The 24,107-nt window shown below is 62.4% G+C and carries 24 protein-coding genes and 1 tRNA gene; 13 read left to right on the top strand and 12 right to left on the bottom strand.

Features of this window, described 5'->3' with window-relative positions; genetic code table 11:
* Positions 1–29: 29 nt before the first annotated feature.
* The 3 genes from LDL32_RS03870 to LDL32_RS03880 all read left to right on the top strand — a co-directional run bounded on the left by LDL32_RS03870 (position 30) and on the right by LDL32_RS03880 (position 3,112).
* The gene (locus tag LDL32_RS03870) at positions 30–935 is read left to right on the top strand and encodes a tyrosine-type recombinase/integrase (protein ID WP_233064641.1); all 906 of its coding nucleotides are present in this window, start codon (positions 30–32) and stop codon (positions 933–935) included.
* A gap of 132 nt (positions 936–1,067) precedes the next feature.
* Positions 1,068–2,123 (top strand): nucleoid-associated protein, encoded by a 1,056-nt coding sequence (locus tag LDL32_RS03875; RefSeq protein ID WP_233064642.1) that lies wholly within the window; start codon positions 1,068–1,070, stop codon positions 2,121–2,123.
* Positions 2,120–3,112 (top strand): GTP pyrophosphokinase family protein, encoded by a 993-nt coding sequence (locus LDL32_RS03880; RefSeq protein WP_233064644.1) that lies wholly within the window; start codon positions 2,120–2,122, stop codon positions 3,110–3,112. The genes LDL32_RS03875 and LDL32_RS03880 overlap by 4 nt, the downstream gene beginning before the upstream one ends.
* A 154-nt stretch (positions 3,113–3,266) precedes the next feature.
* Here the strand turns inward: LDL32_RS03880 and LDL32_RS03885 are convergent.
* From LDL32_RS03885 to gatC, 4 genes are all read right to left on the bottom strand, one after another.
* Positions 3,267–3,359, bottom strand: a tRNA-Ser gene (locus LDL32_RS03885).
* A gap of 99 nt (positions 3,360–3,458) precedes the next feature.
* On the bottom strand, positions 3,459–4,907 hold the full coding sequence (gatB, locus tag LDL32_RS03890; RefSeq protein WP_233064645.1) for an Asp-tRNA(Asn)/Glu-tRNA(Gln) amidotransferase subunit GatB: 1,449 nt from the start codon (positions 4,905–4,907) through the stop codon (positions 3,459–3,461).
* Entirely contained in the window at positions 4,904–6,388 is a 1,485-nt protein-coding gene (gene gatA / locus LDL32_RS03895) for an Asp-tRNA(Asn)/Glu-tRNA(Gln) amidotransferase subunit GatA (RefSeq protein ID WP_233064646.1), read from the bottom strand. Before gatA ends, gatB begins: the two co-directional genes overlap by 4 nt.
* Position 6,389: 1 nt before the next feature.
* Positions 6,390–6,677, bottom strand: a complete 288-nt coding sequence (gene gatC, locus LDL32_RS03900; RefSeq protein WP_233064647.1) for an Asp-tRNA(Asn)/Glu-tRNA(Gln) amidotransferase subunit GatC — start codon at positions 6,675–6,677, stop codon at positions 6,390–6,392.
* A 78-nt stretch (positions 6,678–6,755) separates the two neighbouring features.
* On the opposite strand from gatC, the gene ruvX reads away from it, so the two are divergent.
* The 3 genes from ruvX to LDL32_RS03915 all read left to right on the top strand — a co-directional run bounded on the left by ruvX (position 6,756) and on the right by LDL32_RS03915 (position 10,103).
* A complete protein-coding gene (ruvX, locus tag LDL32_RS03905) occupies positions 6,756–7,232 on the top strand; it encodes a Holliday junction resolvase RuvX (RefSeq protein WP_233064648.1) in 477 nt (158 codons plus the stop codon).
* Positions 7,233–7,399: 167 nt separating this feature from the next.
* Positions 7,400–8,329 (top strand): MIP/aquaporin family protein, encoded by a 930-nt coding sequence (locus LDL32_RS03910; RefSeq protein ID WP_233064649.1) that lies wholly within the window; start codon positions 7,400–7,402, stop codon positions 8,327–8,329.
* A gap of 139 nt (positions 8,330–8,468) precedes the next feature.
* The gene (locus tag LDL32_RS03915; protein ID WP_233064650.1) at positions 8,469–10,103 is read left to right on the top strand and encodes a dihydroxyacetone kinase subunit DhaK; all 1,635 of its coding nucleotides are present in this window, start codon (positions 8,469–8,471) and stop codon (positions 10,101–10,103) included.
* Positions 10,104–10,164: 61 nt separating this feature from the next.
* Here LDL32_RS03915 and LDL32_RS03920 read toward each other — a convergent pair whose 3' ends face one another.
* Together LDL32_RS03920 and LDL32_RS03925 are read right to left on the bottom strand one after the other, a co-directional pair.
* Positions 10,165–10,518 carry a zinc ribbon domain-containing protein YjdM gene (locus LDL32_RS03920; RefSeq protein WP_233064651.1) on the bottom strand — a complete coding sequence of 118 codons (354 nt, stop codon included), beginning with the start codon at positions 10,516–10,518 and terminating at the stop codon, positions 10,165–10,167.
* 281 nt (positions 10,519–10,799) lie between these two features.
* The gene (locus LDL32_RS03925; RefSeq protein WP_233064653.1) at positions 10,800–10,946 is read right to left on the bottom strand and encodes a hypothetical protein; all 147 of its coding nucleotides are present in this window, start codon (positions 10,944–10,946) and stop codon (positions 10,800–10,802) included.
* A gap of 631 nt (positions 10,947–11,577) precedes the next feature.
* Here LDL32_RS03925 and LDL32_RS03930 point away from each other — a divergent pair.
* A complete protein-coding gene (locus LDL32_RS03930; RefSeq protein WP_233064654.1) occupies positions 11,578–12,072 on the top strand; it encodes a YaiI/YqxD family protein in 495 nt (164 codons plus the stop codon).
* Positions 12,073–12,137: 65 nt separating this feature from the next.
* On the opposite strand, the gene pgm is transcribed toward LDL32_RS03930, so the two are convergent.
* A complete protein-coding gene (gene pgm / locus LDL32_RS03935) occupies positions 12,138–13,808 on the bottom strand; it encodes a phosphoglucomutase (alpha-D-glucose-1,6-bisphosphate-dependent) (protein ID WP_233064655.1) in 1,671 nt (556 codons plus the stop codon).
* Positions 13,809–14,107: 299 nt separating this feature from the next.
* On the opposite strand from pgm, the gene LDL32_RS03940 reads away from it, so the two are divergent.
* On the top strand, positions 14,108–14,455 hold the full coding sequence (locus LDL32_RS03940; protein ID WP_233064656.1) for a hypothetical protein: 348 nt from the start codon (positions 14,108–14,110) through the stop codon (positions 14,453–14,455).
* Between the two features lie 14 nt (positions 14,456–14,469).
* Here LDL32_RS03940 and LDL32_RS03945 read toward each other — a convergent pair whose 3' ends face one another.
* The gene (locus LDL32_RS03945; RefSeq protein ID WP_233064657.1) at positions 14,470–14,919 is read right to left on the bottom strand and encodes a Fur family transcriptional regulator; all 450 of its coding nucleotides are present in this window, start codon (positions 14,917–14,919) and stop codon (positions 14,470–14,472) included.
* Between the two features lie 130 nt (positions 14,920–15,049).
* Between LDL32_RS03945 and LDL32_RS03950 the strand changes: the two genes are divergently transcribed.
* The 3 genes from LDL32_RS03950 (at position 15,050) to mtnK (ending at position 17,344) form a co-directional block, all read left to right on the top strand.
* Entirely contained in the window at positions 15,050–15,685 is a 636-nt protein-coding gene (locus LDL32_RS03950; protein WP_233064658.1) for a hypothetical protein, read from the top strand.
* A gap of 22 nt (positions 15,686–15,707) precedes the next feature.
* Entirely contained in the window at positions 15,708–15,905 is a 198-nt protein-coding gene (locus tag LDL32_RS03955; RefSeq protein WP_233064659.1) for a hypothetical protein, read from the top strand.
* Positions 15,906–16,099: 194 nt separating this feature from the next.
* Complete coding sequence (gene mtnK, locus LDL32_RS03960) at positions 16,100–17,344, top strand: S-methyl-5-thioribose kinase (RefSeq protein ID WP_233064660.1); 1,245 nt, start codon at positions 16,100–16,102, stop codon at positions 17,342–17,344.
* Here the strand turns inward: mtnK and LDL32_RS03965 are convergent.
* The 3 genes from LDL32_RS03965 to LDL32_RS03975 form a co-directional block, all read right to left on the bottom strand.
* The gene (locus LDL32_RS03965; RefSeq protein ID WP_233064662.1) at positions 17,341–18,981 is read right to left on the bottom strand and encodes a class I SAM-dependent DNA methyltransferase; all 1,641 of its coding nucleotides are present in this window, start codon (positions 18,979–18,981) and stop codon (positions 17,341–17,343) included. The two genes, mtnK and LDL32_RS03965, sit on opposite strands and share 4 nt — an antisense overlap.
* Positions 18,982–18,990: 9 nt before the next feature.
* Positions 18,991–20,040 (bottom strand): AI-2E family transporter, encoded by a 1,050-nt coding sequence (locus tag LDL32_RS03970; protein ID WP_233064664.1) that lies wholly within the window; start codon positions 20,038–20,040, stop codon positions 18,991–18,993.
* 214 nt (positions 20,041–20,254) lie between these two features.
* Positions 20,255–21,433 carry a restriction endonuclease subunit S gene (locus tag LDL32_RS03975; protein WP_233064666.1) on the bottom strand — a complete coding sequence of 393 codons (1,179 nt, stop codon included), beginning with the start codon at positions 21,431–21,433 and terminating at the stop codon, positions 20,255–20,257.
* Between the two features lie 148 nt (positions 21,434–21,581).
* On the opposite strand from LDL32_RS03975, the gene LDL32_RS03980 reads away from it, so the two are divergent.
* Entirely contained in the window at positions 21,582–22,964 is a 1,383-nt protein-coding gene (locus LDL32_RS03980) for an MATE family efflux transporter (protein ID WP_233064668.1), read from the top strand.
* A gap of 55 nt (positions 22,965–23,019) precedes the next feature.
* Here LDL32_RS03980 and LDL32_RS03985 read toward each other — a convergent pair whose 3' ends face one another.
* Entirely contained in the window at positions 23,020–23,526 is a 507-nt protein-coding gene (locus LDL32_RS03985; protein ID WP_233064669.1) for a hypothetical protein, read from the bottom strand.
* Positions 23,527–23,676: 150 nt separating this feature from the next.
* Between LDL32_RS03985 and LDL32_RS03990 the strand changes: the two genes are divergently transcribed.
* Complete coding sequence (locus tag LDL32_RS03990; RefSeq protein ID WP_233064670.1) at positions 23,677–24,003, top strand: superinfection immunity protein; 327 nt, start codon at positions 23,677–23,679, stop codon at positions 24,001–24,003.
* The last annotated feature ends 104 nt before the right edge of the window (positions 24,004–24,107 follow it).

The following is a 24,107-nucleotide window of genomic DNA, read 5'->3' on the forward strand; positions in this document are numbered from 1 at the left end:
CCGGCGAGGAATCTTGGAAAGCAGCCGTGGTGCGCTGGTCAACCGAGGGGCTGGATGGCGTAAAGGAATCAGTCCGTACCCGCTACCTGTCCAGTATCCGCCGGTTTGATGAACGCTTCGGGTCGCTGCTAATCGCATCCATCACCACGCGGGACATTGCCGACTGGATCAGCGAACGGAAGCGGACCGGATCCGTGAGGGCACAAGGGGAGGGGAAGGCGATCTCGAACGCCTCGATCCAGCGCGACCTGACAGCACTGTCCCGGCTGCTCAGCTTCTGCTGCTCGATCGGCTGGCGTACGGACAATCCCGTACAGGCCTTCGACCGCACGATCATCCGCGAGCGCCGCGAACCCAAGCGGCCGCCCACACGCAAAGAAATCCAGACCGCGATAGATGCGGCACCACCCGGCATTGCCGGTATCCTGACCATACTGGCCGAGACCGGCATGCGCATGAATGAAGCCGTGATGCTGGAACGCTGGCAGGTGGACAGCAAAAGCCGCCAGGTCCTGCTGACCAAAACCAAGACCAGCAGGCCACGCACCATCAGCTGGCACACGCCCGGCGGGAACGCCACCAGGGTGCTGGAAGAGGGAGCACCGTCCGGCTTTCTCTATACCAGCGGCACCACGGGCAAACCGTTCGCCAATTTCTCATCCAACCATGCCCAGGTCATGCGGCGCATCCAGCGCGACAATCCACTGTTCCGGCGCTTCGGGGTGCATGACCTGCGGCATGCCTTCGCGGTGCGATGGCTGAAAGAAGGGGGGAATATCTATCGCCTGTCCCGCCACCTTGGACACAGTTCCGTGAAGGTGACCGAGCAGAACTATCTGGGCTTCCTGACCGTGGAGGAACAGGAAAAAGTCCAGTTCCAATCTGAACAAATGCTTATCGGAAAGGAAAATATTCATAAACCAGACTGTATTTAATGCAACCAAGTTCTTAAGATCTAATATTCTTTCGATTTAAAATAAAAATGCATATCTCCTTTTCATTGCATAGCAGCACTGGCTATCGACTTCGGCTCTTGCCTATGGTCATCTGCCCTCACAGGAGGGGATATGTCACTTGAAAATTTAACAATTGAACGAGTTTGTCTTCATGAAGTGTATCGTCGCAATGATGATCGTAACATAGCCTCACCTACTTATGGAGATGAATTACTTGAACTCGATGCACGTGCTCTAGATGTTTTTACCAGTAGAGTGCTTTCTGCTTTCAGAACAGACGCCAAATGCATGCAGATGGCGATCGAATCCTATGGCACTGAAAGTATCGCTGCGCTAGGAGCAGAACTAGTTAACTCTAATGATAAAGAGTTTGTCGATCGCTCAAAGGCCTTTGCTGATCTACTGGCTGGCGCGCAGACTTCTCGTGCTTATCCCGGTGGCCTTGTTATCGTATTCACCGGTACTGTTGGCTATCCGGCCAAGTCATTTTTCGCGGTAATGAAAGCCGAACTACACGAGGCTTTCATCAAAAGTCCTGATTTGAAAGCTACTTTTGTAGATAGCGTTTTTCTTGGACCCAAAACGAAACTATACAAAATTGGCCTGTTCATAGCAGCAGACCAACCACCTGCTCCTCTTCCACTTGGCTGGACAGCAACGGTTTATGACAGTCAGCTAACCGCAACGCAACGTGATGGAGCAGCCCTTTATTTTCATGAGCGCTTTTTAGGGCTTAGAATTCCAGATAATAGTGCGCAACAAACAAAGAACTTCTACCAAAACACCCGTGATTTTATTGCAATCGCACCTGTAGATGAAGAAAAAAGAGTTGGATTATACGACAGCCTTCACACATATCTAAAACTAGACCGTAGTCCAACAATTCAAGTTGGCACCTTTGCTGAAATTTTCATGGATGAAGATTTAGGAGACAAATATCGACGCCACATGCGCCGGAAAAATTTTCCCGATCATGCCATTCAAAAAGATCTTACCGAGATAGCTGGACGTTTGCGTACTCGCAAATTTCGATTTGGAGGACGAATTACCTTGGCTGGTCCAGCTGATGCTATAGCCAACTTGGTAAGCGTTGAAGCGATCACGGACGAGAAGGGAAATCATCAAACACGCCTAACGATACAAGGTGAAATTGAGAGCCAGGAATGACGCCGGAACAAGCCTTTCTCTCGCGCTGGCATAAAGAGAAACAGGCATACCTTGCTTGGGGGAAATGCATCTCAAAGCAAGTTTCTGCTGTACTCGAGCAGCAGATCGCACCAATAACGGTTTCTCATTTTTTAAAAGCTCCTCCAATTCCTAGGCTTAAGGAGGATCTTAGGCTTGTTGAAAAAGCATTCTATCGAAAAAAAAATTATCATGATCCCTATGTTGACATTACCGATAAAGTAGGAACTCGGTTTATCGTCCTGCTTGGCCGAGAGATCCAATTGGTAGCCAATGTGTTGGAGCGAATTAAAGGCTGGACATGGAGCCGTGATCGCGACTACGAAGAGGAACAAAGCAGAAACCCAATCGCGTTTGATTATGCGGCGGTGCACTACGTTGTTCGACCTTCCGAAGATATCTCGGTTGATGATATCCTGATCCCCGCCAACACTCCTTGTGAAGTCCAGATCAAGACCATTCTGCAGCACGCATACAGCGAGCTCACCCATGACACGATCTATAAGCCGCAGATCAAAGCCACGACGGCGATGCAGCGTAATGCCGCCAAGGCAATGGCTCTGCTCGAAGCGACCAACGACTACTTCGAGGATGTGGCAGATCAAGTTGAAGCTGCCCTGAGCGGCGTGAGAGAAATGACGCAAAGCCTATCACAGGTGTATCGCACAGCCACAGGCCTAGAGCCCCGGCCAAGCTTGCTTGAGGGTCTACTCCTGGAAGCATACGAGAAGGGGAACATCTTTGACGTGGACTGCTCCGCTCAGGTCCAGCAGATGCTGACAGAACGACCCTTCATAATTGATCGTATCAAAGAACGCGTTGCGCGTTCCAATCCTCTTTTTTCACAGCCATCCATCCTGCTTGCCTATCTCGACATCGTTGAGCGAGGGCGACGCGCACTTAGAACATGGCCTCTGACACCAGACGAGATGGAACCGTTGCTCAATGATCTTGGTGAGAGTCGGTACTAAGGCACGGTGAATGGGAGTGATTTTGGCTTCAAGCTAAACAAATTTTTGAGGTAGGTACCACGTTTTCTACCACACCAGTCTGAAAAACCGTCCAGAAACGACCAAAGCGCCCCGGAGGGCGCTTGGCGATTTCTTGTTTATTTACAAGAAGTTCTGGCGGAGGGGAAGGGATTCGAACCCTCGATACGACTTGACATCGTATAACGGTTTAGCAAACCGCCGCCTTCAGCCACTCGGCCACCCCTCCGCCGAAGAGCGCGCATTATAAGTAACACGGCGTTTGCAGGGCTGCTTTTAGCCTGTAGCCGCAGCCCTGCAAAGCCCTAAAATGCGCTAGCGTCCGTTTTTATAGAACTTTTTTCAAAGCCTCGTTCACCATGGCCGGATTGGCCTTGCCCGCCATGGCTTTCATCACCTGGCCAACAAAAAAGCCGAACAGCCGGTCCTTGCCACCACGGTATTCTTCCACCTTGTCCGCATTACGGGCCAGCACGTCAGCTACCGCCGCGTCAATCGCACCCGTGTCGGTGACCTGTTTCAGGCCCTTGCGTTCCACAATGTCAGCCGCACTGTCACCAGTCTCCAGCATGTCCTCAAAAACCTCCTTGGCAATCTTGCCATTGATGGTCTTGTCAGACACCAGATCCAGCATGCCACCCAGCGCCTGGGCCGAAATCGGGCTGTCGGTAATGGTGCGGCCAGTCCGGTTGAGTGCGCCAAACAGGTCACCCGTCACCCAGTTGGCGGCAAGGCGCGCATCGCGGCCCTTTGCCACTTCTTCATAATAATCGGCAATGGCCTGCTCAGCCACCAGCACGCTGGCGTCATAGCGGGGGATGCCATACTGCCTGACGAAGCGGTCCCGCTTGTCATCGGGCAGTTCGGGCAGGGCACGTTCCAATTCATCCACCCAGGCCTGTTCCACCACCAGCGGCAGCAGGTCGGGGTCGGGGAAGTAGCGGTAATCGTGCGCGTCTTCCTTGCTGCGCAGCGAACGGGTTTCGTTGCGCGACGGATCGAACAGGCGGGTTTCCTGATCGACCTCGCTGCCATTCTCCCATACCTCGATCTGGCGCGTGGCCTCGACCTCGATCGCGTGCATGACGTAGCGGATGGAGTTGACGTTCTTGATCTCGCAGCGCGTGCGGAACGGTTCGCCCGCCTTGCGCACCGACACGTTCACGTCGGCGCGCATGGACCCTTCCTCCATGTTGCCATCGCAGGTGCCAAGGTAGCGCAGGATCTGCCGCAGCTTGCGCAGGTAGGCGCCCGCTTCCTCCGGGCTGCGGATGTCGGGTTCGCTCACGATTTCCATAAGCGCGACACCGGCGCGGTTCAGGTCGATAAAGGACCGTGTCGGGTCCTGATCGTGCATGGACTTGCCCGCATCCTGCTCCATATGCAGGCGGGTGATGCCGATATGGCGCACCGTACCATCAGCCAGTTCGATCTCGACCGTGCCTTCGCCCACGATGGGATGGGTGAACTGGCTGATCTGGTAGCCGGTCGGCAGGTCGGCATAAAAATAGTTCTTGCGGTCAAATCGGCTTTCCAGATTGATCCGCGCGCGCAAGCCAAGACCCGTACGGATGGCCTGGGCCACGCATTCCCGGTTAAGCACTGGCAGCATGCCCGGAAAACCGGCATCGACCAGGCTCACATGGGTATTGGGCTCACCACCGTAGGAAGCGGATGCGCCGGAAAACAGCTTGGAATGGCTGATGACCTGGGCATGCACTTCCAGACCCACCACGATTTCCCACGTGCCGGTCCGGCCTTCGAGTGTGTAGCTCATTTCGCCACCTCCGCACGCAGGGCAGGGCGATGCGTGAAACCTGCCGCCGCTTCCAGCGCGCTGCCCGCAGCCAGAAGCGTTTCCTCGTCAAACGGGCGGCCAATCAGTTGCAGGCCCAGCGGCAGGCCGGTGGCCCCAAGCCCCACGGGCACGGACATGGCAGGCATGCCCGCCATGGAAGCCGGCACGGTAAAGATATCGTTCAGGTACATCTGGACCGGATCATCGCTCTGTTCACCCTGCGCGAAGGCAGGCGTGGGGGCCGTAGGGGTCAGCAGCAAATCAACCTGCTGGAAGCTTTCGGTAAAGTCGCGGCGGATCAGGCTGCGGACCTTCTGCGCCTTCAGGTAATAGGCATCATAGTAGCCTGCCGAAAGCACATAGGTTCCCATCATGATGCGGCGGCGCACCTCGGGGCCGAATCCCGCGCGGCGGGTGGCTTCGTACATGGCGTCCAGCGTATCGCCCGGAACCCGTTCGCCAAAACGCAGGCCGTCATAACGGGCCAGATTGGATGAACATTCGGCTGGGGCCACGATATAATAGGTGGCCAGGCCATATTTTGTGTGGGGCAGGGAGACATCCACGATCTCACACCCCGCCGCCTTCAGCCACTCGATGCCCTGCTGCCACGCCGCCTCGATCTCGGTGGACAGGCCCTCGGCACGGTATTCGGCAGGGATGCCCACCTTCAGCCCCTTCAGGCTGCGGCCAGTGGCGGCGGAATAATCCGGCACATCACAATTCACGCTGGTACTGTCGCGCACATCGAAACCCGCCATGGACTGCAGCAGGATCGCGCAGTCCTGCACGCTGCGCGCCATGGGACCGGCCTGATCCAGCGAGGAAGCATAGGCAATGGTGCCGAACCGGCTGCACCGGCCATAGGTCGGCTTCAGCCCGACAATACCGCAATAGGCGGCGGGCTGGCGGATGGACCCGCCGGTATCGGTGCCGGTCGCTCCCATGGCAAGGCCGGCCGCCACGGCGGCAGCGGACCCGCCCGACGAACCACCAGGCACGAGGGCCGCATCATCGCCCTTGCGCTTCCACGGGTTTTCCACCGGGCCGAAGGCGGAGGTGATGTTGGCCGACCCCATGGCGAATTCGTCCAGGTTGGTCTTGCCCACAAACACCGCGCCATCGCGCAGCAGGTTGGCCGTGACCGTGCTTTCATAGGGGGGGGCGAAGTTCTTCAGGATGTTGCTGGCCGCCGTGGTCCGCACGCCACTGGTGCAGAACAGGTCCTTGATCCCCAGCGGAATACCGCTCAGGGGCCTTGCCTCGCCCTTCGCCAGTGCTTCATCCGCATGGGCCGCGGCCTGCAGCGCCGCGTCCGACGTGGTGGTGATGTACGCGTTCAGGCGCGGGTTCAGCGCGGCAATGGCGTCCGTGTGCGCACGCACCAGTTCCACGGCGCTGAACTTGCGCGCGCGCAGTCCCGCTGCCGCATCGGCAATCGTCAGTTCGGTCAGGCTCATCTTATTCAACAACCTTGGGCACGGTGTAGAAGGGGCCAACGGCATCGGGCGCGTTGGACAGCACGGCGTCGCGGCAGTTGCCATCGGTCACCACGTCATCACGCGTGCGCAGCGCGGCGTGGCCCGTGCCGACCATGGGGGCGACCCCTTCGACATCGACCTCGTTCAGCTGCTCGACCCAGCCGAGGATCCCGTTAAGCTCCCCTTGCAGGGCAGGAACATCAGACTCGTCAATACCAATCCGTGCCAGTCTGGCAATGCGGCGGACGGTCGCGGGATCAAGCGACATGAAGCAATAACTTTCCATCGTAACAGGGGAAGAATATCCTGCGGCGCAGGACGACCGCCAAGGAACATACCCCCGACCATGCCCCTGTTCAACATATCCGATCTCCGTGCGCTTCTGCGCCGCGACCAGCGCCTGCTGGGGCTTGACCCTGGCAAAAAGACAATCGGCGTGGCCCTATCCGATGTCGGGCTGATGCTGGCGTCCCCCCATACGGGACTGAAGCGCGGGAAACTGTCAGTCAATGCAGCGGAAATCGGCAGGATCGCCCGCGCGCAGGACGTAGGCGGACTGGTGGTGGGCCTGCCGCTATCACTTGATGGCAGCTTTGGCCCGGCGGCCCAGGCGGCGCGGGACTGGACGCTCAACCTGTCGGACATGACCGGGCTGCCGGCGGCGATGTGGGATGAACGGCTGTCGTCCTCCGCCGTGAACCGCTTCCTGATTTCGGAGGCCGACATGACCCGGCAGCGCCGGGGCGCGGTGGTGGACCAGATGGCAGCCGCCTACATACTGCAGGCCGCGCTTGATGCCTCCATCCCGCAGGAACGGACATAGACGGATTTCGAATTCGTGATGGCATGACTGGATTGTGCCAAAACCGGACCCGCCCGGTGCGGGGGCTGCTATGGTCGCCCATGACCACCGGCGCGCACCGGGAGGCAATCCTTCCCCCCAATGCCTTTTTCCGCCGGACCCATGTTGCATAAACAAGGAAACCGGCCATGCGCCTGCCGCACCTGCATCTGCCCTATCTGCACGTCCACGTGCATGACCGCCCGCTGGCAGGCGACCCGCACCCGCACAATCCCTTCCACTGGAAGCTGTATTTCTGCGAGGCGATCGCCACCGCCATCCTCATGATCCTTGGCCTGAGCGCGGTCATCCTGCTGACGGCCCCCGGCAGCCCGCTTTCACCGCCGCTGCTGTATCATCCCTATATCCAGACCGCGCTGTGCGGTCTGTGTTTTGGCCTGTCGGGCACCGCCGCGGCCATGACGCCATTTGGCAAGGTCAGCGGGGCGCATATCAATCCGTCGGTGACCCTTGCGTTCTCGCTGGCCAAGCGGATCGGGGGCGTGGACGCGCTAAACTACATGATCGCGCAGGTCATCGGCGCCTTCCTTGGCACGGCCGTGGTTTATGAGGCAGGTCGCCTGATTGCATGGTGGGGCAACATGGCGGTGGCCGTGCGGTATGGGGCGACGGTGCCATACGGGCAGATTTCGATCTGGTGGGCGATGTGGTCGGAAATGTTCGTGACCGCCGCCCTGATCGCCATGCTGTACTGGCTGGCGGCCCACCCGAAATGGAAGTTCATCACGCCATGGTCGGGCGGGCTGTTCTTTCTGGTCATGAACCCGATCACGGCATGGCTGTCGGGCAACAGCGTCAATTTTGCCCGCACGCTGGCGCCCGCGCTGTTCGCGGGACAGTGGACCGGATTGTGGATCTATGTAGTGGGGCCGTTTGCCGGGGCGTCGCTGGCTGTCATGGCCATCCGCATGAACCTGCTGGGCAAGCTGCACCTGCTGGAGGCGCGACTGGTCAATTTTGGCCACCATGGCCGCGTGCCGGGGCTGGATGACCCGCATCGCAAGCTCAACCACCCCGATGACCCCGGCCACGTCCCGCCCGGCGGCGACCCGGCCTGAAGCGGCGTCGGGCTACGTGCCCCGCATCTGGCGCAACCCACTTCTGCCATATTCCGTTGTTCTGCTGGGGCGGCATACGCGGCAATAGTCGCGGTGGTGTCATGGCCAGCCATGAACCGGCAAGGGAGAAAGCATGATAATGAAGCGTTTTTTCAACACGCGGGAGACAATTGTAACCGAAGCGCTGGACGGGTTCCTGCGTTCGGCGGCGGGTCGGCACCTGTGCCGGCTCGATGGCTATCCCGATACCTGCGTGATCATGCAGCGCGAGCCGGAACATGGACTGGTTTCGGTCATTTCCGGGGGGGGATCGGGGCATGAACCCGCCCATGCCGGGTTCGTCGGGCGCGGAATGCTGACAGCCGCCGTATGTGGCGCCCTGTTCGCATCGCCATGCGTGGATGCAATCGTGGCCGCCATACTTGCCACAACGGGGGAGGCGGGCTGCCTGCTGGTGGTCAAGAACTATACCGGTGACCGGCTGAACTTCGGCCTTGCCGCCGAACGGGCACGCGCGCTGGGCAAGCAGGTGGAAATGGTGATCGTGGGCGATGACATCGCCCTGCCGGAATCCAGAACCCCGCGCGGTGTCGCGGGCACGGTACTGGCGCACAAGCTTGCGGGCCATGCCGCGGCACAGGGCTGGCCGCTTGCGCGTGTGGCCGAATTCGTGCGCGACGGGGCGGGGCGCATGCGCACCATCGGCATGGCGCTGGAAGACTGCAACCCCTATGAGACGGGCCGCACCAGCCGACTGGCCACCAATGAGGCCGAACTGGGCCTGGGCATCCATGGGGAACCGGGCGCGCAGCGCATCGCCGTGGCCCCGGCCAATGATCTCATGCACAAAGTCACCGATACGCTGGAGGCCAGCCTGCCCGCCACAACGGGTGATACCCGCTTTGCCGTGCTGCTCAACAACCTGGGCTGCGTGCCGGAGGTGGAGATGGCGCTGCTGCTCGAAGCCTTCAGCCACACGCCTCTGGCCCGCCGTGTCTCGCATGTGATCGGTCCGGCGCCGCTTATGACCGCGCTGGACATGAACGGTTTTTCACTGACCCTGATCGAACTGGATACCGCCATAACCCATGCGCTGGAAGCCCCGGTCCAGCCACATGCATGGCCGGGCATGGCGCCGCTGGGCAGTCCGGCTGTCATCCCCATGCCCCCCATGCCCGATGCCTTTCCCCATCCCGCCAGCACCGACCCTGCCGTAAAGGCGCTGCTGGAACGTGGGGCGCGGATCCTGATCGCGAACGAGGCGCCGCTTAATGAACTGGATGGCAAAATCGGGGATGGCGATGCCGGTTCCACCTTTGCCGGGGCCGCGCGGGAAATAACCGCGGCGCTGGACCGCCTGCCCATGGCGGACCCGCACCAGCTGATGACAACGATCAGCAATATCCTGACCCAGCACGCGGGCGGGTCGAGCGGCGTACTGTTCGCCATCATGTTCTCGGCGGCGGGACGGAGCAGCGCACCCTGGCAGCAGGCACTGTGCGAGGGACTGGAGCACATGATGGCCTGCGGTGGCGCCAGACCCGGCGACCGCACCATGATTGACGCACTCCATCCCGCCCTGAAGGCCCTGGCTGAAACCGGCAGCCTGGCCGATGCCGCGCGCGCGGCGCGCGCGGGCGCGAACGCTACGACCACCATGGATACGGCGCGGGCAGGGCGTGCGGCCTACGTGCCAAGCGAACATGTCCGTAACGTACCTGACCCCGGCGCCGAAGCGGTGGCCCGGCTGCTTGAAGGGCTGGCCAGAGACTGAATGACCATACCCGCCCCCGCAGGGCCATGCGGGGGCGGGGCTACAGGCGCTACGTGGCGGTTCAGGCCTTGCGGACGAAAGCGGATTTCAGGTTGATCGCGCCAATGCCTGCGATCCTGCAGGCGATATCATGCCCGTCCGTGCCATCAATCAGCCTGATACCCCTGACCTTGGTGCCACCCTTGATGACCGAGGACGCACCCTTGATCCTGAGATCTTTGATTACGGTTACGCTATCACCATCAGCCAACACATTGCCGTTGGCATCACGGATTTCATCCGTTCCATCCGCAGGATCGGTCGCGCCGTCCGCTCCGGGGTTCCATTCATGCCCGCATTCGGGGCACGTCCACAGGGTGCCATCGGGGTAGGTATGGGTGCAGCCACATACGGGGCATTCGGGGTCCGTGCTCATGATCGTCCTCAACTGGTTGGATCGCTGCACTTACCGCACACGCCACCCGACGCAAAGAACATGGATCATGCCTTACGCGTTTCACCACGGATGCGGCAAATGCGCCCCATGATAATAACGTCAGGCCCCTTCGGGGTGATGGCACAGGAAATATAATCAGGAACACCGGGCAGGCAGGAGTCTGGCTGCCACCCGCTGTTGCGGCGGACCCGGTCAGGCTGGTGGTACAAACCGCCTGGTCAGGGATAGCAGCCATATCCGGGCATGCCCGGCCTGTCGGCCTATTGCTGTGGTGCAGTACCACCATGGGTGCTGATACCCGGTCCACCGCCACCATCCGAACCGCCACCAGCAGGCTTGGGCTTGTCACACCCGGCAAGGCAGCCCAGAACGGCTACGGCAAACATCATCCGCGTAAGGTTGTGCATCGGTTTTCTCTCCTCCAGGTATTCTGGTCCTGCAGGGGACTAAACCGCCTGACCGCTCCACGGTTGCGTGCAAGAAGAGGGCACCGCTGCAGGAGCAGGGTTACACGCGCCATTTCATGCATGTGTCCGCAGCACCGATAGCGACGCTGGCAGGAAGGATATTCCATCCGGTCGATGTCCATGTCACATGTCCAGGTCTTAACGGACGGTCTGCTTTCTAAAAAAACGCTCGACCGCCAGCATGCCAAGCAGCAGCGCGACCCCAAAACCTTCGCGCATATGATAGATGAGGTAACGCATGACGGCCTCCTCTGCTTGCTGGATAGACGGTATAGTGCGGTATCCACCTGCCTGATGGAAGAAAAAACGTCTTTTTCAGCCATCACGATTCCAGCCGGGCAGCATGCCACCCGACATGGTCCCGACCGCGCAACGCACAATCGGATCGCAGGTTGCGAAGGCCCTGTTCTTCATATTTTCAGGAACAATATCATTTGCCGGCCCATGCCTGCCCGTTCGCATGCAGGTTCCATCGAGACCGGAAAACCGCACGAAATTTGTCAAACCGGGACATACTGACCTAGTACACCCGCATGCTCTTACATGACACCCAGGGCGCGGGGCACGCGCTTTGACCCGGATTTTTATTGATGCGGATGCCTGCCCCGTGCGTGACGAGACCTATCGCGTTGCCCTGCGCTACGGGCTGCATACCTTTGTCGTGTCCAACAGCATGATGGCCGTGCCCGACACCCCGCTGGTCGAACGCGTGGTGGTCACACAGGGCATGGACGTGGCCGATGACTGGATCGCCGAACATGTGGCGACGCATGACATCGTGATTTCCGCTGATATTCCGCTGGCCGCGCGCTGTGTCGCGCGCGGGGCCAGCGTGCTCGACCCGCGCGGACGCATACTGGATGAGAACGCCATCGGCATGGCGCTGGCGATGCGCAACCTCATGACCGACCTGCGTGACACGGGGGCCATGACCCAGGGCAGCCGCGGCTTTACCCGCGCTGACCGCTCCTCTTTCCTCTCGGCACTTGATACGGCGGTGGTACGTGCGCGCAGGCAGGTGGCGGGGCTGGGGCGCAGGCCGCCCTTCATCCCGCCAATCCCATAAAAAAACGCCGCCCATCCCCCAGGGGAGCAGGCGGCGTGTACCCTGTCATCAAAAGGGCAGGCAGGTCAGTCAGCCGCGACCTTTTCCGCAGCCCGGGCAAACAGGGCGGAAATCGCGTCCTGCGCCTCGGTCTGGATGGCCTTCAGATGGGCAGCACTTTTGAAGCTCTCGGCATAGATCTTGTAGACATTTTCCGTGCCGGAGGGGCGTGCGGCAAACCAGCCATCCTTTGCCGAGACCTTGAGCCCACCAATGGCCGCCCCGTTGCCCGGCGCGTTGGTCAGCGTGCTTTCGATCGGCTCGCCCGCAAGGTCGGTCATCCCGATCTGCTCGGGTGAGAGTGCCTTGAGCAGCGCCTTCTGCTCCGGATTGGCCGGGGCATCGATGCGCGCATAGTACGGCGTGCCAAGCCGCTGGGTCATGGCTTCATACGCGGCACCGGGGGTCTTGCCGGTACGGGCGGTAATCTCGGCTGCCAGCAGGCCAAGGATGATGCCGTCCTTGTCCGTGCTCCATACCGTTCCATCGCGGCGCAGGAAGGAAGCGCCGGCACTTTCCTCACCACCAAAGCCCAGCGTGCCGTTGTACAGCCCGTCAACGAACCATTTGAAACCCACCGGCACTTCCACCAGCCTGCGGCCGATTTCCTTTGCCACACGGTCGATCATGCTGCTGCTGACCACCGTCTTGCCCACACCGGCAGCCGGGTTCCAGGCATCGCGGTTGTTGAACAGGTACTCGATGGCAGTGGCGAGGTAATGGTTGGGGTTCATCAGCCCGAATTTGCCTGACACGATGCCATGACGGTCGGCATCGGTATCATTGGCAAACGCAATGTCGAAGCGGTCCTTCATGCTGACCAGCCGCGCCATGGCATAAGGGGAGGAACAGTCCATGCGGATCTGCCCGTCCCAGTCGGCGGTCATGAAGCGGAAGGTAGGGTCCACCTCCTTGCTGACGATGGTGGCGTTGATGCCGTATTTGTCAATGATCGGCTGCCAGTAATCCACGGCTGCCCCGCCCAGCGGGTCGATGCCGATGGAAATGCCGGACTGCCGGATGATCTCCATGTCCACCACGGCGCCAAGGTCATCCACATACGGGGTGATGTAATCGTAGCGCCGGGTGGTGGGGGCCTTGAGCGCATCCTCGAAGGAGATGCGGTTCACGCCCTCCATCTTCTTCCTGATATACTCGTTCGCGGCAGTTTCCACCACCTTGGTGATATCGGTATCGGCCGGGCCGCCATGGGGGGGGTTGTACTTGAAGCCGCCATCTTCCGGCGGATTATGCGATGGCGTGATCACCACGCCATCGGCCAGTTCCGTGCTGCGGTCGCGGTTATAGGTCAGGATCGCGTGCGAGATGACGGGGGTGGGGGTATAACCGTCCTTCGCGTCGATACGCACTTCCAGCCCGGCCGCGGCAAACACTTCCAGCGCGGATTTGAGCGCGGGGCGGGAGAGCGCATGCGTGTCGATGCCGATGAACAGCGGGCCGTTGATACCCGCGTTCCTGCGGTAATCGACAATCGCCTGGCTGATCGCAAGGATATGCTCTTCATTGAAGCTGGTGCTCAGCGAGGACCCGCGGTGCCCCGACGTGCCAAAGGCCACCCGCTGCGCCGCAATGGCGGGATCTGGCTTGAGGATATAATACGCATCAAGCAGGGCGTCGATATTGACAAGGCGGTCCGGATCGACCGGCTTACCGGCAAACGGGCTTATGCTGGGCATTGACTGCTCCCGAAATGTAATAATGAAAAAGCACGTATTCCAGCAAATTTCCTTACAGACCGGAAAATCGACCGTCCAGACGCAAACCGTGGCACACCACGGTACAGGCCACGGAAACGGGCAACGGAGCAGAAAGAAAAATGCATCACGCCCGGACACTGGCGCGCGGATCAGGCTGGTGACATTGAACTATATCAAGATCAGTACCTTTTTTGCTGGCCTGCCATTTTTCGTTATGGCCACCATCACGATCCCGCGCGCGGGTTGTGACATGGGGGAGCAATCCCTATCGTACGGAGATGGATATTTCGCCCACACCCGCGACACCAGCCCCGCACCCCGCCGAAAGCCTGCGCCGCAGGCGGCTTGAGCGACTGCTCCGGCGCCTGCCCACGCGCGGTGAACAGGCCATGCGCTGGCTGCTCCAGCCCGGCAGGGCAGCCCTGCGCTTTGTACTGGGCAGCCTGCTGATCATCGGCGGTGTGCTGAGCTTCCTGCCGGTACTGGGGCTGTGGATGCTGCCGCTGGGCGTCATCCTGCTATCGGAAGACGTGCCCCTTTTCCGCCGGGCCAGCGCACGCATGCTGGAATGGATCGAGCGCCGCCACCCGAACTGGCTGGCACCGGAAACCGGGCCGACATCATAGAGGCGCACCAGCCTTCAGCCGCGCGGCTTGGCCTTCCCCTTCGGGCGGCCCACGACGGACAGCCGGGTGGTCACCAGATCATAGCCCATCTGGTGCACGATTCCCTCCAGCAGGGAATCCAGTTCGGCGTTCTCAAACTCGATCACGTTGCCGCTATCGGCATCGATCAGATGATAGTGATCGCCATGATCGCCATCCGCCACTTCGTACCGTGCGCGTCCCCCGCCAAAATCACGGCGCTGGAGAATGCCGTTCTCCTCGAACAGGCGTACGGTGCGGTACACGGTGGCGATGGAAATGCGCGGGTCCACCTCCACCGCACGGCGATAGAGTTCCTCCACATCCGGGTGGTCATCACTGTCCGACAGGACAAAGGCAATCGTCCGGCGCTGGCCTGTCAGTTTCAGGCCGCGCTGGCGGCATAGCTCCGCCAGGGGAGAATCGGGTAAATTCGGCGCTTTCATCGTTACGTAACGTAATCCAGACGGACCGCTGCGGTCCAGTAGGCATGAGAGGGCATGCGTGTCGATTTTAATTGCAAATGATAATCTTTCTCATTATACCGACCCTACCGACATATCAGGGAGCGGGCGGATGATGATCAACACGACGGTTTCCATGAATGATCTTTCGTGCAGCGAACGGCTGCTCGTATGGTGCGTACGCCGCCTGAGCGGGGGGGGCGATACGGGGGCGTCCATGCCGGGACTGGCGCTGCCCTGCTTCCGGGCGGATTTCGCCGCCGTGGCCGATGCCTTCCATATGGCGCTGGGCCGCCTGCGTGCCTGCCAGCGCGAACCGATGGATGTGGCAATCTGCAGCGCAACCCGCCTGACCAGCACGGAAAGCCGCTTTCTCCTTGCCGCCGCGGCAGCGCAGGAAGGGCGTGAGGCGGAGGTGCGACGCACCCTGCGACCAGTTTTTGCCCATCATCACGTTCTCTCCCCCTTCGCCGCCGCCATTACCCAGCTTGGGGCCTGCATGGCAGGCGCGGGCTACTGGCTGCCACGCCGGGGCAATACGCCCGCCGCACCGAACCAGACGCCAGTCACACGCCTGCGCAGGCACACCACCACGCCGGTCGGAACACAGTCCCGGCCCGCGTCAGCCAGCGCCCACCAGCCCGTGGGCGCCGGCTGCCTGGCCACCATGCGCTGGCATAATGCAGATATGGGCACGGCCCACGTCATGTGGCCCGGCAATACCCTCCGGCAGGCAGGCGGCGTGTAGCCCGAACGGCAGGAGATCGGCCATGGCCATGCGCATCCCGTCACTACACCGTGCATGCCTGTTCATGGAAAGCGCATTCCTCGACCTGCTTGACATACTGGCCTGGCAGGAGGGGATCACACCCGTTCCAGCAGCCCCGCGCACCGCCCGGACCCGACGCATCACCCTGCATGGGCATGCCGCACCCGGCACGGAAGGGAGCGCGCGGCCGGTGGAATAAACCCGGCGCCGGGGTCGGGCCGGCACGTGGCCTGCCCACGCATCACGGAATATAGGAATGGCCCCGGCGTGTTGGGTCCCGTCCTGCGGGCGGGCCATCGGCACGGGCCGGCATATAAGGCGTTGCGCGCCGGCGCTTTGCGCGCGACCCTGCCAGGCCCGCCAGCCGTGGCGCATGAGCAGGAGGAAAGCCGCATGAACCCCACCGCCTATCGCACGCTGGATGCCGCGGCCATATGCGACCTGATGGCGGGGCTGCCCGCCATTGCCGCACGCCTGGGGGGCGCCCCCGCGCAGTGGCAGGTGCGTGAGGTCAGTGACGGCAATCTGAACAATGTCTTCCTGGTTGGCGGTACGGCAGGGGAAGTCTGCCTCAAGCAGGCCCTGCCGCATGTGCGCGTGGACCCGACATGGAAAATGCCGCTCGACCGCACGTTTTTCGAAGCCGAGTGGCTGCGTGCCATCCAGCCGCTGGCAGGCGGGCTGACCACCGAATTCCTGCATTACGATCCGGACCTGTATGTCCTGATCGTGGAAAGCCTGTCCGGCCATACCGTGCTGCGTACCGCCCTGATGCAGGGGGTACGGTGGCCGGGGGTTGCCCCACGTATCGGCACGTTCGTGGCCCATGCCACGTTCGGTACCTCCCTGCTGGGACGCCCGTTCGAGGACGTGTTCACCGCGCGCCGCCTCTTTGCCGCCAACCTTGCGCTGACGCGCATCACGCTCGACCTTGTGCTGGATGACCCTTACCGCGACCATCCGCGCAACCACTGGCATGACCCGGTCCTGACCCCCATCGTGCTGGACATACGCTCCAGCGCCGCAACGCTGCTGGCGGTGGAGAACCTGCGCCGTCGCTTCCTTTCACAGCCACAGGCGCTGCTGCATGGCGACCTGCATACCGGCTCGATCATGAGCACGGCGGACGATACGCGCGTGATTGATGGCGAATTCGCGGTTTACGGCCCCATCGGGTTCGATTGCGGCATGTTTGTCGGCAATCTCGTGCTGCATTACTTCGCGACACCGGACAGGCTTGCCCGCCAGGCCACGCTGCATGATATCGCGGCGTTCTGGCACAGCTTCCATGAAAGCTTCCTGGCGTTGTGGACCGCGCCCGAAACCCCGCCGCCGGGCACGCTGCGCCCGCTGGCCTATGGTCCTGCCGCCCGCGTCGCACGCCAGCGATTCATGGACGAGATCATGGCCGACACCATAGGCTTTGCGGCAGTGGAAATCATCCGCCGCATCATAGGCTACGCCCATACGGCGGATTTCGACATCATTGCCGATACCCGCCAGCGTGCTACCTGCCGCGCGGGCGCTCTGGGCTTTGCCTATTCCGTTCTCGACCATCTGGCAGACGTGCACACCATGGCCGATTTCCTCCGCCATCTGGCGGAACACGACAGGACCGGGCTGCCCGAAACCCGCTAGCCTCCGGCACCGGGCATGAGAGCTGCGAGTTGCGCCATGGACCGGCGCAGATCATCCTCGATCACGCGCAGCGGGCGTGGCGTGGGGGGCACGCTGAAATACCGGGCGAACGATATGGCGCAGCCCACGGTGCTCCGCGCCATGTCCAGCCGGGCCGTGGGGTCAAAGGGCTGGATCATGCGCGTGAACCATGCCTGCGGGTCCTGCGCCATGTCCACGGTGAAGGTGGTGCGGGATGCGGCACCTGCCTCCCGCGCCGTCCGTTCCACCGTCAGGCTACGATAGAGAAAATCCTGCCCCGGCACGGTACGGGACAGCGGTACACGGTCCCGGTCGCACCCGGTTGTGGCGGGTGCGTCCCACGCCACGGTCTGCCACGTGGCGGCTCCACCATCCGCTTCGGGCCGCATGATCAGGTCCATGTCGGTATCCGCCATGCTGGCATGCTTCACGGTCGCGATATGCGCCTGCGTCATCTCGCGCCGTTTCTCGCCACTGCTGCGCACACACCGGCGCCACAGCCCCGTGGCGTCCACCAGCCGCACCATGCCCCGCCTTCGCGCGGGCTTGCTGTTGTCGAATATCCACACATAGGTCGCAATGCCGGTATTGACGAACATGTCACCGGGCAGGGCGATGATGGTATCGATCAGGTCATGCGCCACCAGATGGCGGCGGATGGCGGATTCACCCGATTCCGCGCCCCCGCCGCCCAGTGCGGCGCCATGCGTGGCCATGCCCATGCGCGCACCACCCTGGGCAGGGCTTCGCATCTTGGCCAGCAGGTGCAGCATGAACAGCATCGACCCGTCCGCCACACGTGGCAGGCCGGGGGCAAAGCGCCCGGCGGGACCAGCCTCATGCTCGGCCTGGACCTGGGGGCGTATGGCGCGCCAGTCCACCCCGAAGGGCGGGTTGGACAGCATGCGGGCAAAATGACGGCCCGCATGGTGATCCACCGCCAGCGTGTTGCCGGAATGGATACGCGCGGGCTTCTGCCCACGCAACAGCATGTCCGCCTGGCATATGGCACTGGCGCGGGGACTGATTTCCTGCCCAAACAGGTCCACCGCCACATCGCGCGCGGCCAGCCGGTCGGCCGCGCGGCCCAGAAGCGCCCCCGTACCGGCAGCTGGATCATATAATGCATGCCGGGTACCCGCCGCATCGGGGGCAAAGACCAGATCGGTCATGAGATCGGTCACTTCCGGCGGCGTATAATGCGCGCCCGTGCTCCGATCATGATCGAAATGATGAACCAGTTCCTCGAACAGTCGTGCCATGGCCTGGGTGCCATACAATGCGGGAGAAAGATCAAGCGCCGCGAAATGCGCTGCCACAGCCCCCAGCACGCCGGCACGGGCCAGCCGGGTAGCAAGCAGCCCCATGTCCATCTGCGCCATCATGTCGCGCACCGGGGCGGGCAGGCGGGCCAGCAGCGTTTCCAGCCGGGCCTGCGGGTCCGCGGCACGCGCCACCGCGGCAAGGGCCGCCACCGGGCGGCCACGCGCAAGTTCAAGCCTGCGGAGTACGGTAAAGGCCAGTATGACCGGCCCGTAATCGCCCGGCGGCACCGCGCCGCGCAGCAGTTCGGCCACGCGCCAGATGGCGGGAGCGGACAGCAGGGGCCGTGACATGGACCGGCCTTAACGCGCCTGTTCTTCCGCCGCCGCCGTGCGCCACAGCGAAAGGGCGACCGCGATGACCGTGGGGCCGATGAACAGCCCCAGCAGGCCGAACATGTGCAGCCCGCCCAGGATGGCGGTCAGCACCGCGAGGAACGGGATGCTGGTGCTGCCGCTGATCAGCTTGGGACGGACAAAATGGTCCCCCGCGCCATAGGCGATACTGCCGATCACGCCGACGATCACCGCCTGCGTCACGCCATTGGCCGCAAATGTCATCAGCACGGTGGCGCAGAGCAGGATCGGCCCGCAGAACGGAATGATGCTGACCACCGCCGTCACCAGCGTAAGCAGCGCGGGGTGCGGCGTCCCCGCGATGAAGTAGCCGATACCCACCAGCACGCCCTGGCCCAGCCCTACCAGTACCAGCCCTGCTACCGTGCCACGCACGGCGCCCACGGTATTGCGGATCACGTCCCGCCCGCGCGCGCCCAGGAAGCGGCTACCCACAGCGCGGATATCCGCCTGCAGCGTACGTGACGCGACAAGATAGAAATAGACCGACAGCGTGGCGATGACGAATGTTTCCGTCATCTCCATAAGACGGTGCGGCAGTTCACGCCCATCCCCCGTGGCGAACATGCGTGACGCGACACCAGTCCAGTGCCGCAGTTCATCGGGGTCGGACAGGTAGTGCCGCCACAACCCGGCCAGACGTGGCCCGACACGGGGAATTTCCGCGACCTGCGGCGAAAGGGGAATGCCATCATGCAATGCCCCGCGCCCCCATGCCATGAGCGATGGCAGTTCCATCCCGGCCCGTACCGCCATGGCGATCATCGGCACGGCAAGCAGCGCGAAAATACCCGCGGCGATCAGTCCCGCCGCCAGTCCGTTTCCCATGCCGCGTTCCACCAGCCTGCGGTAGAGCGGGTAGGTGGTAATGCTCAGGATACCGCCCCATGCGAAGGCGAACAGGAAAGACTGCTCGATCCATGCCGAGAACAGCAGGACCGTGCAGGCAAATATAAAGGTGCCGATATACTGGGTCCGGCTTCGATTTTCATCCATATGGTGGGATCTGTCCTGTAATGTGATTGAGGGGCCACCGCAAACCCGCGTCATGCAATGTAACATAAACATGGCCCCCGCTAAGGATGATAATGGGGTCCTGACCCTGGTAGCCGACAGCCATTACGGGTTCTGGCATACCTGCCTTGACAACAGATGAAGGGCCGCACGCGAATACCGCCCCCGTGGGACGTATCCGGCTGGCGGACCCGGGCTATGGTGCCTGCCCGCGCACCAGCGCGTGGCGCAGGGCGAAGCGGTATTCGTGCAGCACGCTCACCATGTCCGTGCATGCCGTGGCCTGCCCCGCCAGACGGTCCAGCATGCCCCATGCCGAGCGGGCCGCCGCGCGCTGGGCGGGCAGGGAAGGCAGGGGCAGTTCAAGTGAGGCAAGGGCGGGCGTATCCACCTCGGCGAACACGCTGCCGCCCGCACGCTGGCGCAGTACGGGTGCGTATGCGCGCAGGAGCAGACCCGCATACGCCGGGTCCACATCCCCTTCACGCGGCTGCAGCGCCTTGCACCCCTGACTGACCGATACCGCCACCGCCGCCATGCCGACCCGCCCCACCGGCGCGCGGGTGGAGACAACCAGCGCACCGGGCGACGCAAGCGTGGCCCGGCAGGCGGCCAGTCCATCCATGGTTAGGCTGCGCGCGCCATGGCGCAGCCACGCGGGCGGTCCCGCCGGCAGGTCGGCGGGGGTGATCCATGGTACATCCCCGCCCCAGTACGCGGGCTGGGTCGTGGCGGGCGTGCCACCGCCCACGATATCGAACACGCTGCCCAGCAACCGGGTCGTACACTCGCCTTCCCCAAGGCGGACAGCATGCCACAGCGCGGCGTCAGCCTGCTCGCGTACCAGCGCTTCATGCATGGCCAGCGTGCGCAGCTGGCGCGCCACGCGCTCCAGCGCCACATCCAGTTCATCCGCGACCCGGCGCTGACAGTGCAGTGGCGGGCACGGCACGGGCAGGCCGTTCATGCGCGCACGCGTCAGCTTGGGGCGTATCGCCCCCTCCACATACGCGCCATAGGCCACGGTATTGAGCGCATGGGCCACGAATCGCCCGTCAACGCCTGCGCGCGGGCGCAGTACATGCACATGGTTGCCCGCCCACAGGGGACCATCATGAAAAAACGCGACATCCCTTGCCGGGTCGAAGAAGGGAGCGCCATCCTCACCCAGCAGGATGAGCGGACCGTCAAACAGCGCGCGGTCCACGTACCCGGTCACGCCACTGGCACCATGATAGGGCACGCTGCCCGGGCGGCACGCGCGCTGGGCGCGGTTGAGCGGCACACGCCGTGCGTCCAGACAGTCCACCAGCGCGCCCAGCGGCACGCATGGCCACCGGTTCCCTGCCGTCCGCCTGCCGTCGTGATCATGCATGCAGCCGTGGTGGCGGCAAAAAGGGGAATCTGTCAACCGGTCCGGGCGCATGCTGGCAGCCAGCCGGCAAGTCGTATACACCCCGGCAGGCCCGTCCCCGGCGGGTGCGGGACAAGATCCTGCGGGCCACGGAAGATGACAGGATGACATGACCCGTCCAGCCAGACCATACAGGCCGGAATTCAGCGCCATTCTCGGCATTGCCGTGCCCATGGGCCTGTCGCAGTTCGCCCAGATGCTGATGGGGCTGACCGACAGCATGCTGCTGGGCGGTATCGGGGCGCAGGCGCTGGCGGTGGGTGGTCTTGCCACGGGTACGTTCTTCACGCTCAACGCCATCCTTGCCGCCATGGTCGAAGCCGGGGGCATCATGCTGGCGCAGGCGCGCGGACGCCATGACCATGACAGCCCGGGCACCACCATCACATCCATGCTGGTTGTGGCGGGGGCGCTGTGCGTGCCGGAACTGTACTGCCTGCACCATATTGACCACCTGCTGGCGTGGCTGGATGAACCAGAGGCCATACGTGGCCCGGTGGTGACGTTCGTTCATATCCTGATGTGGGCCGTACCACCCGCGCTGCTGGGGCAGGGCATCCTGACCACGGCGCTGCCGGTCATGGGGGCGCAGGGCATACCCATGCGCGTCATGCCATTCGTCACGGTGGTCAATGGCGTGCTCAACGCGGCCCTCATCCACGGGTGGTGCGGACTGCCGGCGCTGGGGCTGCATGGCTCGGCCGTCGCTACCGTGATCACCCTGTGGTGCATGCCACTCATCATGCTGTGCTTCGTGGTGCGCAGGCCCGATCTACGCCGGAGCCTGCGCCCGCGCGGGCATGACTGGCGGCATACGCTGGTCCTGCTGCGCACGGGGCTGCCCATGCTGGCAAGCGCGATGGCGGAGGTCACGCTTTTCCAGGTCAACAGTCTGGAGGCCGCGACCTTGGGCAGCAATGCGCTGGCCGCGTTCCAGATCATGCTGGGCATCGGCCTGCAGTCCTTCACGCTGTACCTGGCACTGGGACAGGCATGCAACATACGTGTAGGATACTGGACCGGGCGGGGCGATCCCGCCATGATGCGCCGCGCCGCGCTGGCGGGCATGGTACTGGGCGTGGGGCTGGCCGGTACGGCAACACTGCTGCTCGCTCTGGGGCGGCATGCCATTATCGGCTTCTATCTTGATACCGCGCTGCCCGACAATGCGCAGGCTGTCCAGATCGCGCTGGACGTGCTGCTGATCGGTGCCGCCTTCCAGCTTCCCGATGCCCTGCAGGCCATTGCCACCGGCGTGCTGCGCGGCCAGGGGGACACGACCGTGCCCATGCTGGTGGCCGTGACCGGCTACTGGGGCATCGGCTTTCCCGGCGGGCTGTACCTCGCCTTTCATCAGGGGCTGGGAGCGTGGGGACTGTGGTGCGGCAACGGGATCGGACTTGTCTGCGTTTCCGTTCTGCTGGGCGCACGGATCATATGGCGCATGCGCCCGCGGGTAGCAGCGAAACAGGCCGCGCCGCCTGCCGGATGAGGGAAGGGGCGCACCATTTCGGCCCGCCCGCCATGAGGCCCGCCATGCCTCCGGCCTACAGGCGCTTGTGCATTTCCTCACGGATGCTGTTGCATTTTCTGGTAAACACGGCCGCCTGGGACGCCGTCATGAAATTGATCAGGAACGCCCCCAGCAAAGAACAGAAGGACAGGATGATCAGCACACGGCCCATAAGCGATATGGCCCCCCCGTAATGCTCGGCCGAATACCATAGCAGCCCCAGGCTGAGTACCGCACCAAACACACCCAGCACCCCGGTGGAGCGGATGAGGGATTCCTCCTCGCGGATGAAGGTGGAGGATTCCTGCCACAGCATGAACAGCTTGCGGTCCATTTCCTGCACGGAGGCCGCGTAATCCGCCGCATCATCAGGGTACTGGTGGTCCGTGCCGCTGCGGTGCAGTTCAAGCTCCTGCCGGGCCTTGGCAAAGACGCGCCTGCGTTCCTTGATGGCAGGCAGGCTGATATCGACAAAGCTGAGAATGGCAACATTCAGTCCCGCCGAAAGCTGGATCACCGCCTGGAAATCACCCCAGATCACAGGTTGCCCCCCGATAAGGGCCGATAGGACTGCACACAGTAGAAAATCCTGATAGATTGGCTGCTTCCAGCATACGCAGGCCGCACGCCGGACCCCAGCGCGCCATGCATCATGGCGGTACGCCTGCATTCAGGAATAGCATGAACCGCCATGAATATCCATGTTCCCACCACGTACGAGGTCTACCACGCATGGCAGTCCGTGCAGGGTACCGGGCTTCAGATCGGCACGGCACTTCTGCTGGGGCTGGGCATGGCATGCGGGCTTGGCATGGTCGTATTCCTGGTGCCCACCTTCATTGCCTGCCAGCGCCGGGTGCATAACACGGCAGTCGTGGCGGTCGTGAACTGCACGCTGGGCATGACCGGGATTGGCTGGGTCATCGCCCTGATCATGGCATGCGTAATGGAAACCGACACACACCGCCACATCCGCCTGCGGCAGGCGGAACAGACGACTTTCCTGACCGTGCCATAGGGAAAGGACAGTTGACAGGAAGGCAGGGGCACGACGGCACCCACCGGAAGACAGGACGGCATACCCGGCAGGCATATGAAACCGGCGCATGAAAAAAAGGACAT

The sequence above is a fragment of the Komagataeibacter sp. FNDCF1 genome (assembly GCF_021295335.1).
Classification (GTDB): Bacteria; Pseudomonadota; Alphaproteobacteria; order Acetobacterales; family Acetobacteraceae; genus Komagataeibacter.

Coding starts and splice junctions, on each gene's coding strand:
- LDL32_RS03965 (WP_233064662.1), bottom strand. CDS start 18,981: ATGTCACGGCCCCTGCTGTCCGCTCCCGCCATCTGGCGCGTGGCCGAA.
- LDL32_RS03955 (WP_233064659.1), top strand. CDS start 15,708: ATGGCCATGCGCATCCCGTCACTACACCGTGCATGCCTGTTCATGGAA.
- LDL32_RS03950 (WP_233064658.1), top strand. CDS start 15,050: ATGATGATCAACACGACGGTTTCCATGAATGATCTTTCGTGCAGCGAA.
- LDL32_RS03940 (WP_233064656.1), top strand. CDS start 14,108: ATGGATATTTCGCCCACACCCGCGACACCAGCCCCGCACCCCGCCGAA.
- LDL32_RS03970 (WP_233064664.1), bottom strand. CDS start 20,040: ATGGATGAAAATCGAAGCCGGACCCAGTATATCGGCACCTTTATATTT.
- LDL32_RS03910 (WP_233064649.1), top strand. CDS start 7,400: ATGCGCCTGCCGCACCTGCATCTGCCCTATCTGCACGTCCACGTGCAT.
- LDL32_RS03920 (WP_233064651.1), bottom strand. CDS start 10,518: ATGAGCACGGACCCCGAATGCCCCGTATGTGGCTGCACCCATACCTAC.
- LDL32_RS03880 (WP_233064644.1), top strand. CDS start 2,120: ATGACGCCGGAACAAGCCTTTCTCTCGCGCTGGCATAAAGAGAAACAG.
- gatB (WP_233064645.1), bottom strand. CDS start 4,907: ATGAGCTACACACTCGAAGGCCGGACCGGCACGTGGGAAATCGTGGTG.
- ruvX (WP_233064648.1), top strand. CDS start 6,756: ATGCCCCTGTTCAACATATCCGATCTCCGTGCGCTTCTGCGCCGCGAC.
- gatC (WP_233064647.1), bottom strand. CDS start 6,677: ATGTCGCTTGATCCCGCGACCGTCCGCCGCATTGCCAGACTGGCACGG.
- LDL32_RS03980 (WP_233064668.1), top strand. CDS start 21,582: ATGACCCGTCCAGCCAGACCATACAGGCCGGAATTCAGCGCCATTCTC.
- mtnK (WP_233064660.1), top strand. CDS start 16,100: ATGAACCCCACCGCCTATCGCACGCTGGATGCCGCGGCCATATGCGAC.
- LDL32_RS03975 (WP_233064666.1), bottom strand. CDS start 21,433: ATGCATGATCACGACGGCAGGCGGACGGCAGGGAACCGGTGGCCATGC.
- LDL32_RS03945 (WP_233064657.1), bottom strand. CDS start 14,919: ATGAAAGCGCCGAATTTACCCGATTCTCCCCTGGCGGAGCTATGCCGC.
- LDL32_RS03925 (WP_233064653.1), bottom strand. CDS start 10,946: ATGCACAACCTTACGCGGATGATGTTTGCCGTAGCCGTTCTGGGCTGC.
- LDL32_RS03990 (WP_233064670.1), top strand. CDS start 23,677: ATGAATATCCATGTTCCCACCACGTACGAGGTCTACCACGCATGGCAG.
- LDL32_RS03875 (WP_233064642.1), top strand. CDS start 1,068: ATGTCACTTGAAAATTTAACAATTGAACGAGTTTGTCTTCATGAAGTG.
- LDL32_RS03915 (WP_233064650.1), top strand. CDS start 8,469: ATGAAGCGTTTTTTCAACACGCGGGAGACAATTGTAACCGAAGCGCTG.
- gatA (WP_233064646.1), bottom strand. CDS start 6,388: ATGAGCCTGACCGAACTGACGATTGCCGATGCGGCAGCGGGACTGCGC.
- pgm (WP_233064655.1), bottom strand. CDS start 13,808: ATGCCCAGCATAAGCCCGTTTGCCGGTAAGCCGGTCGATCCGGACCGC.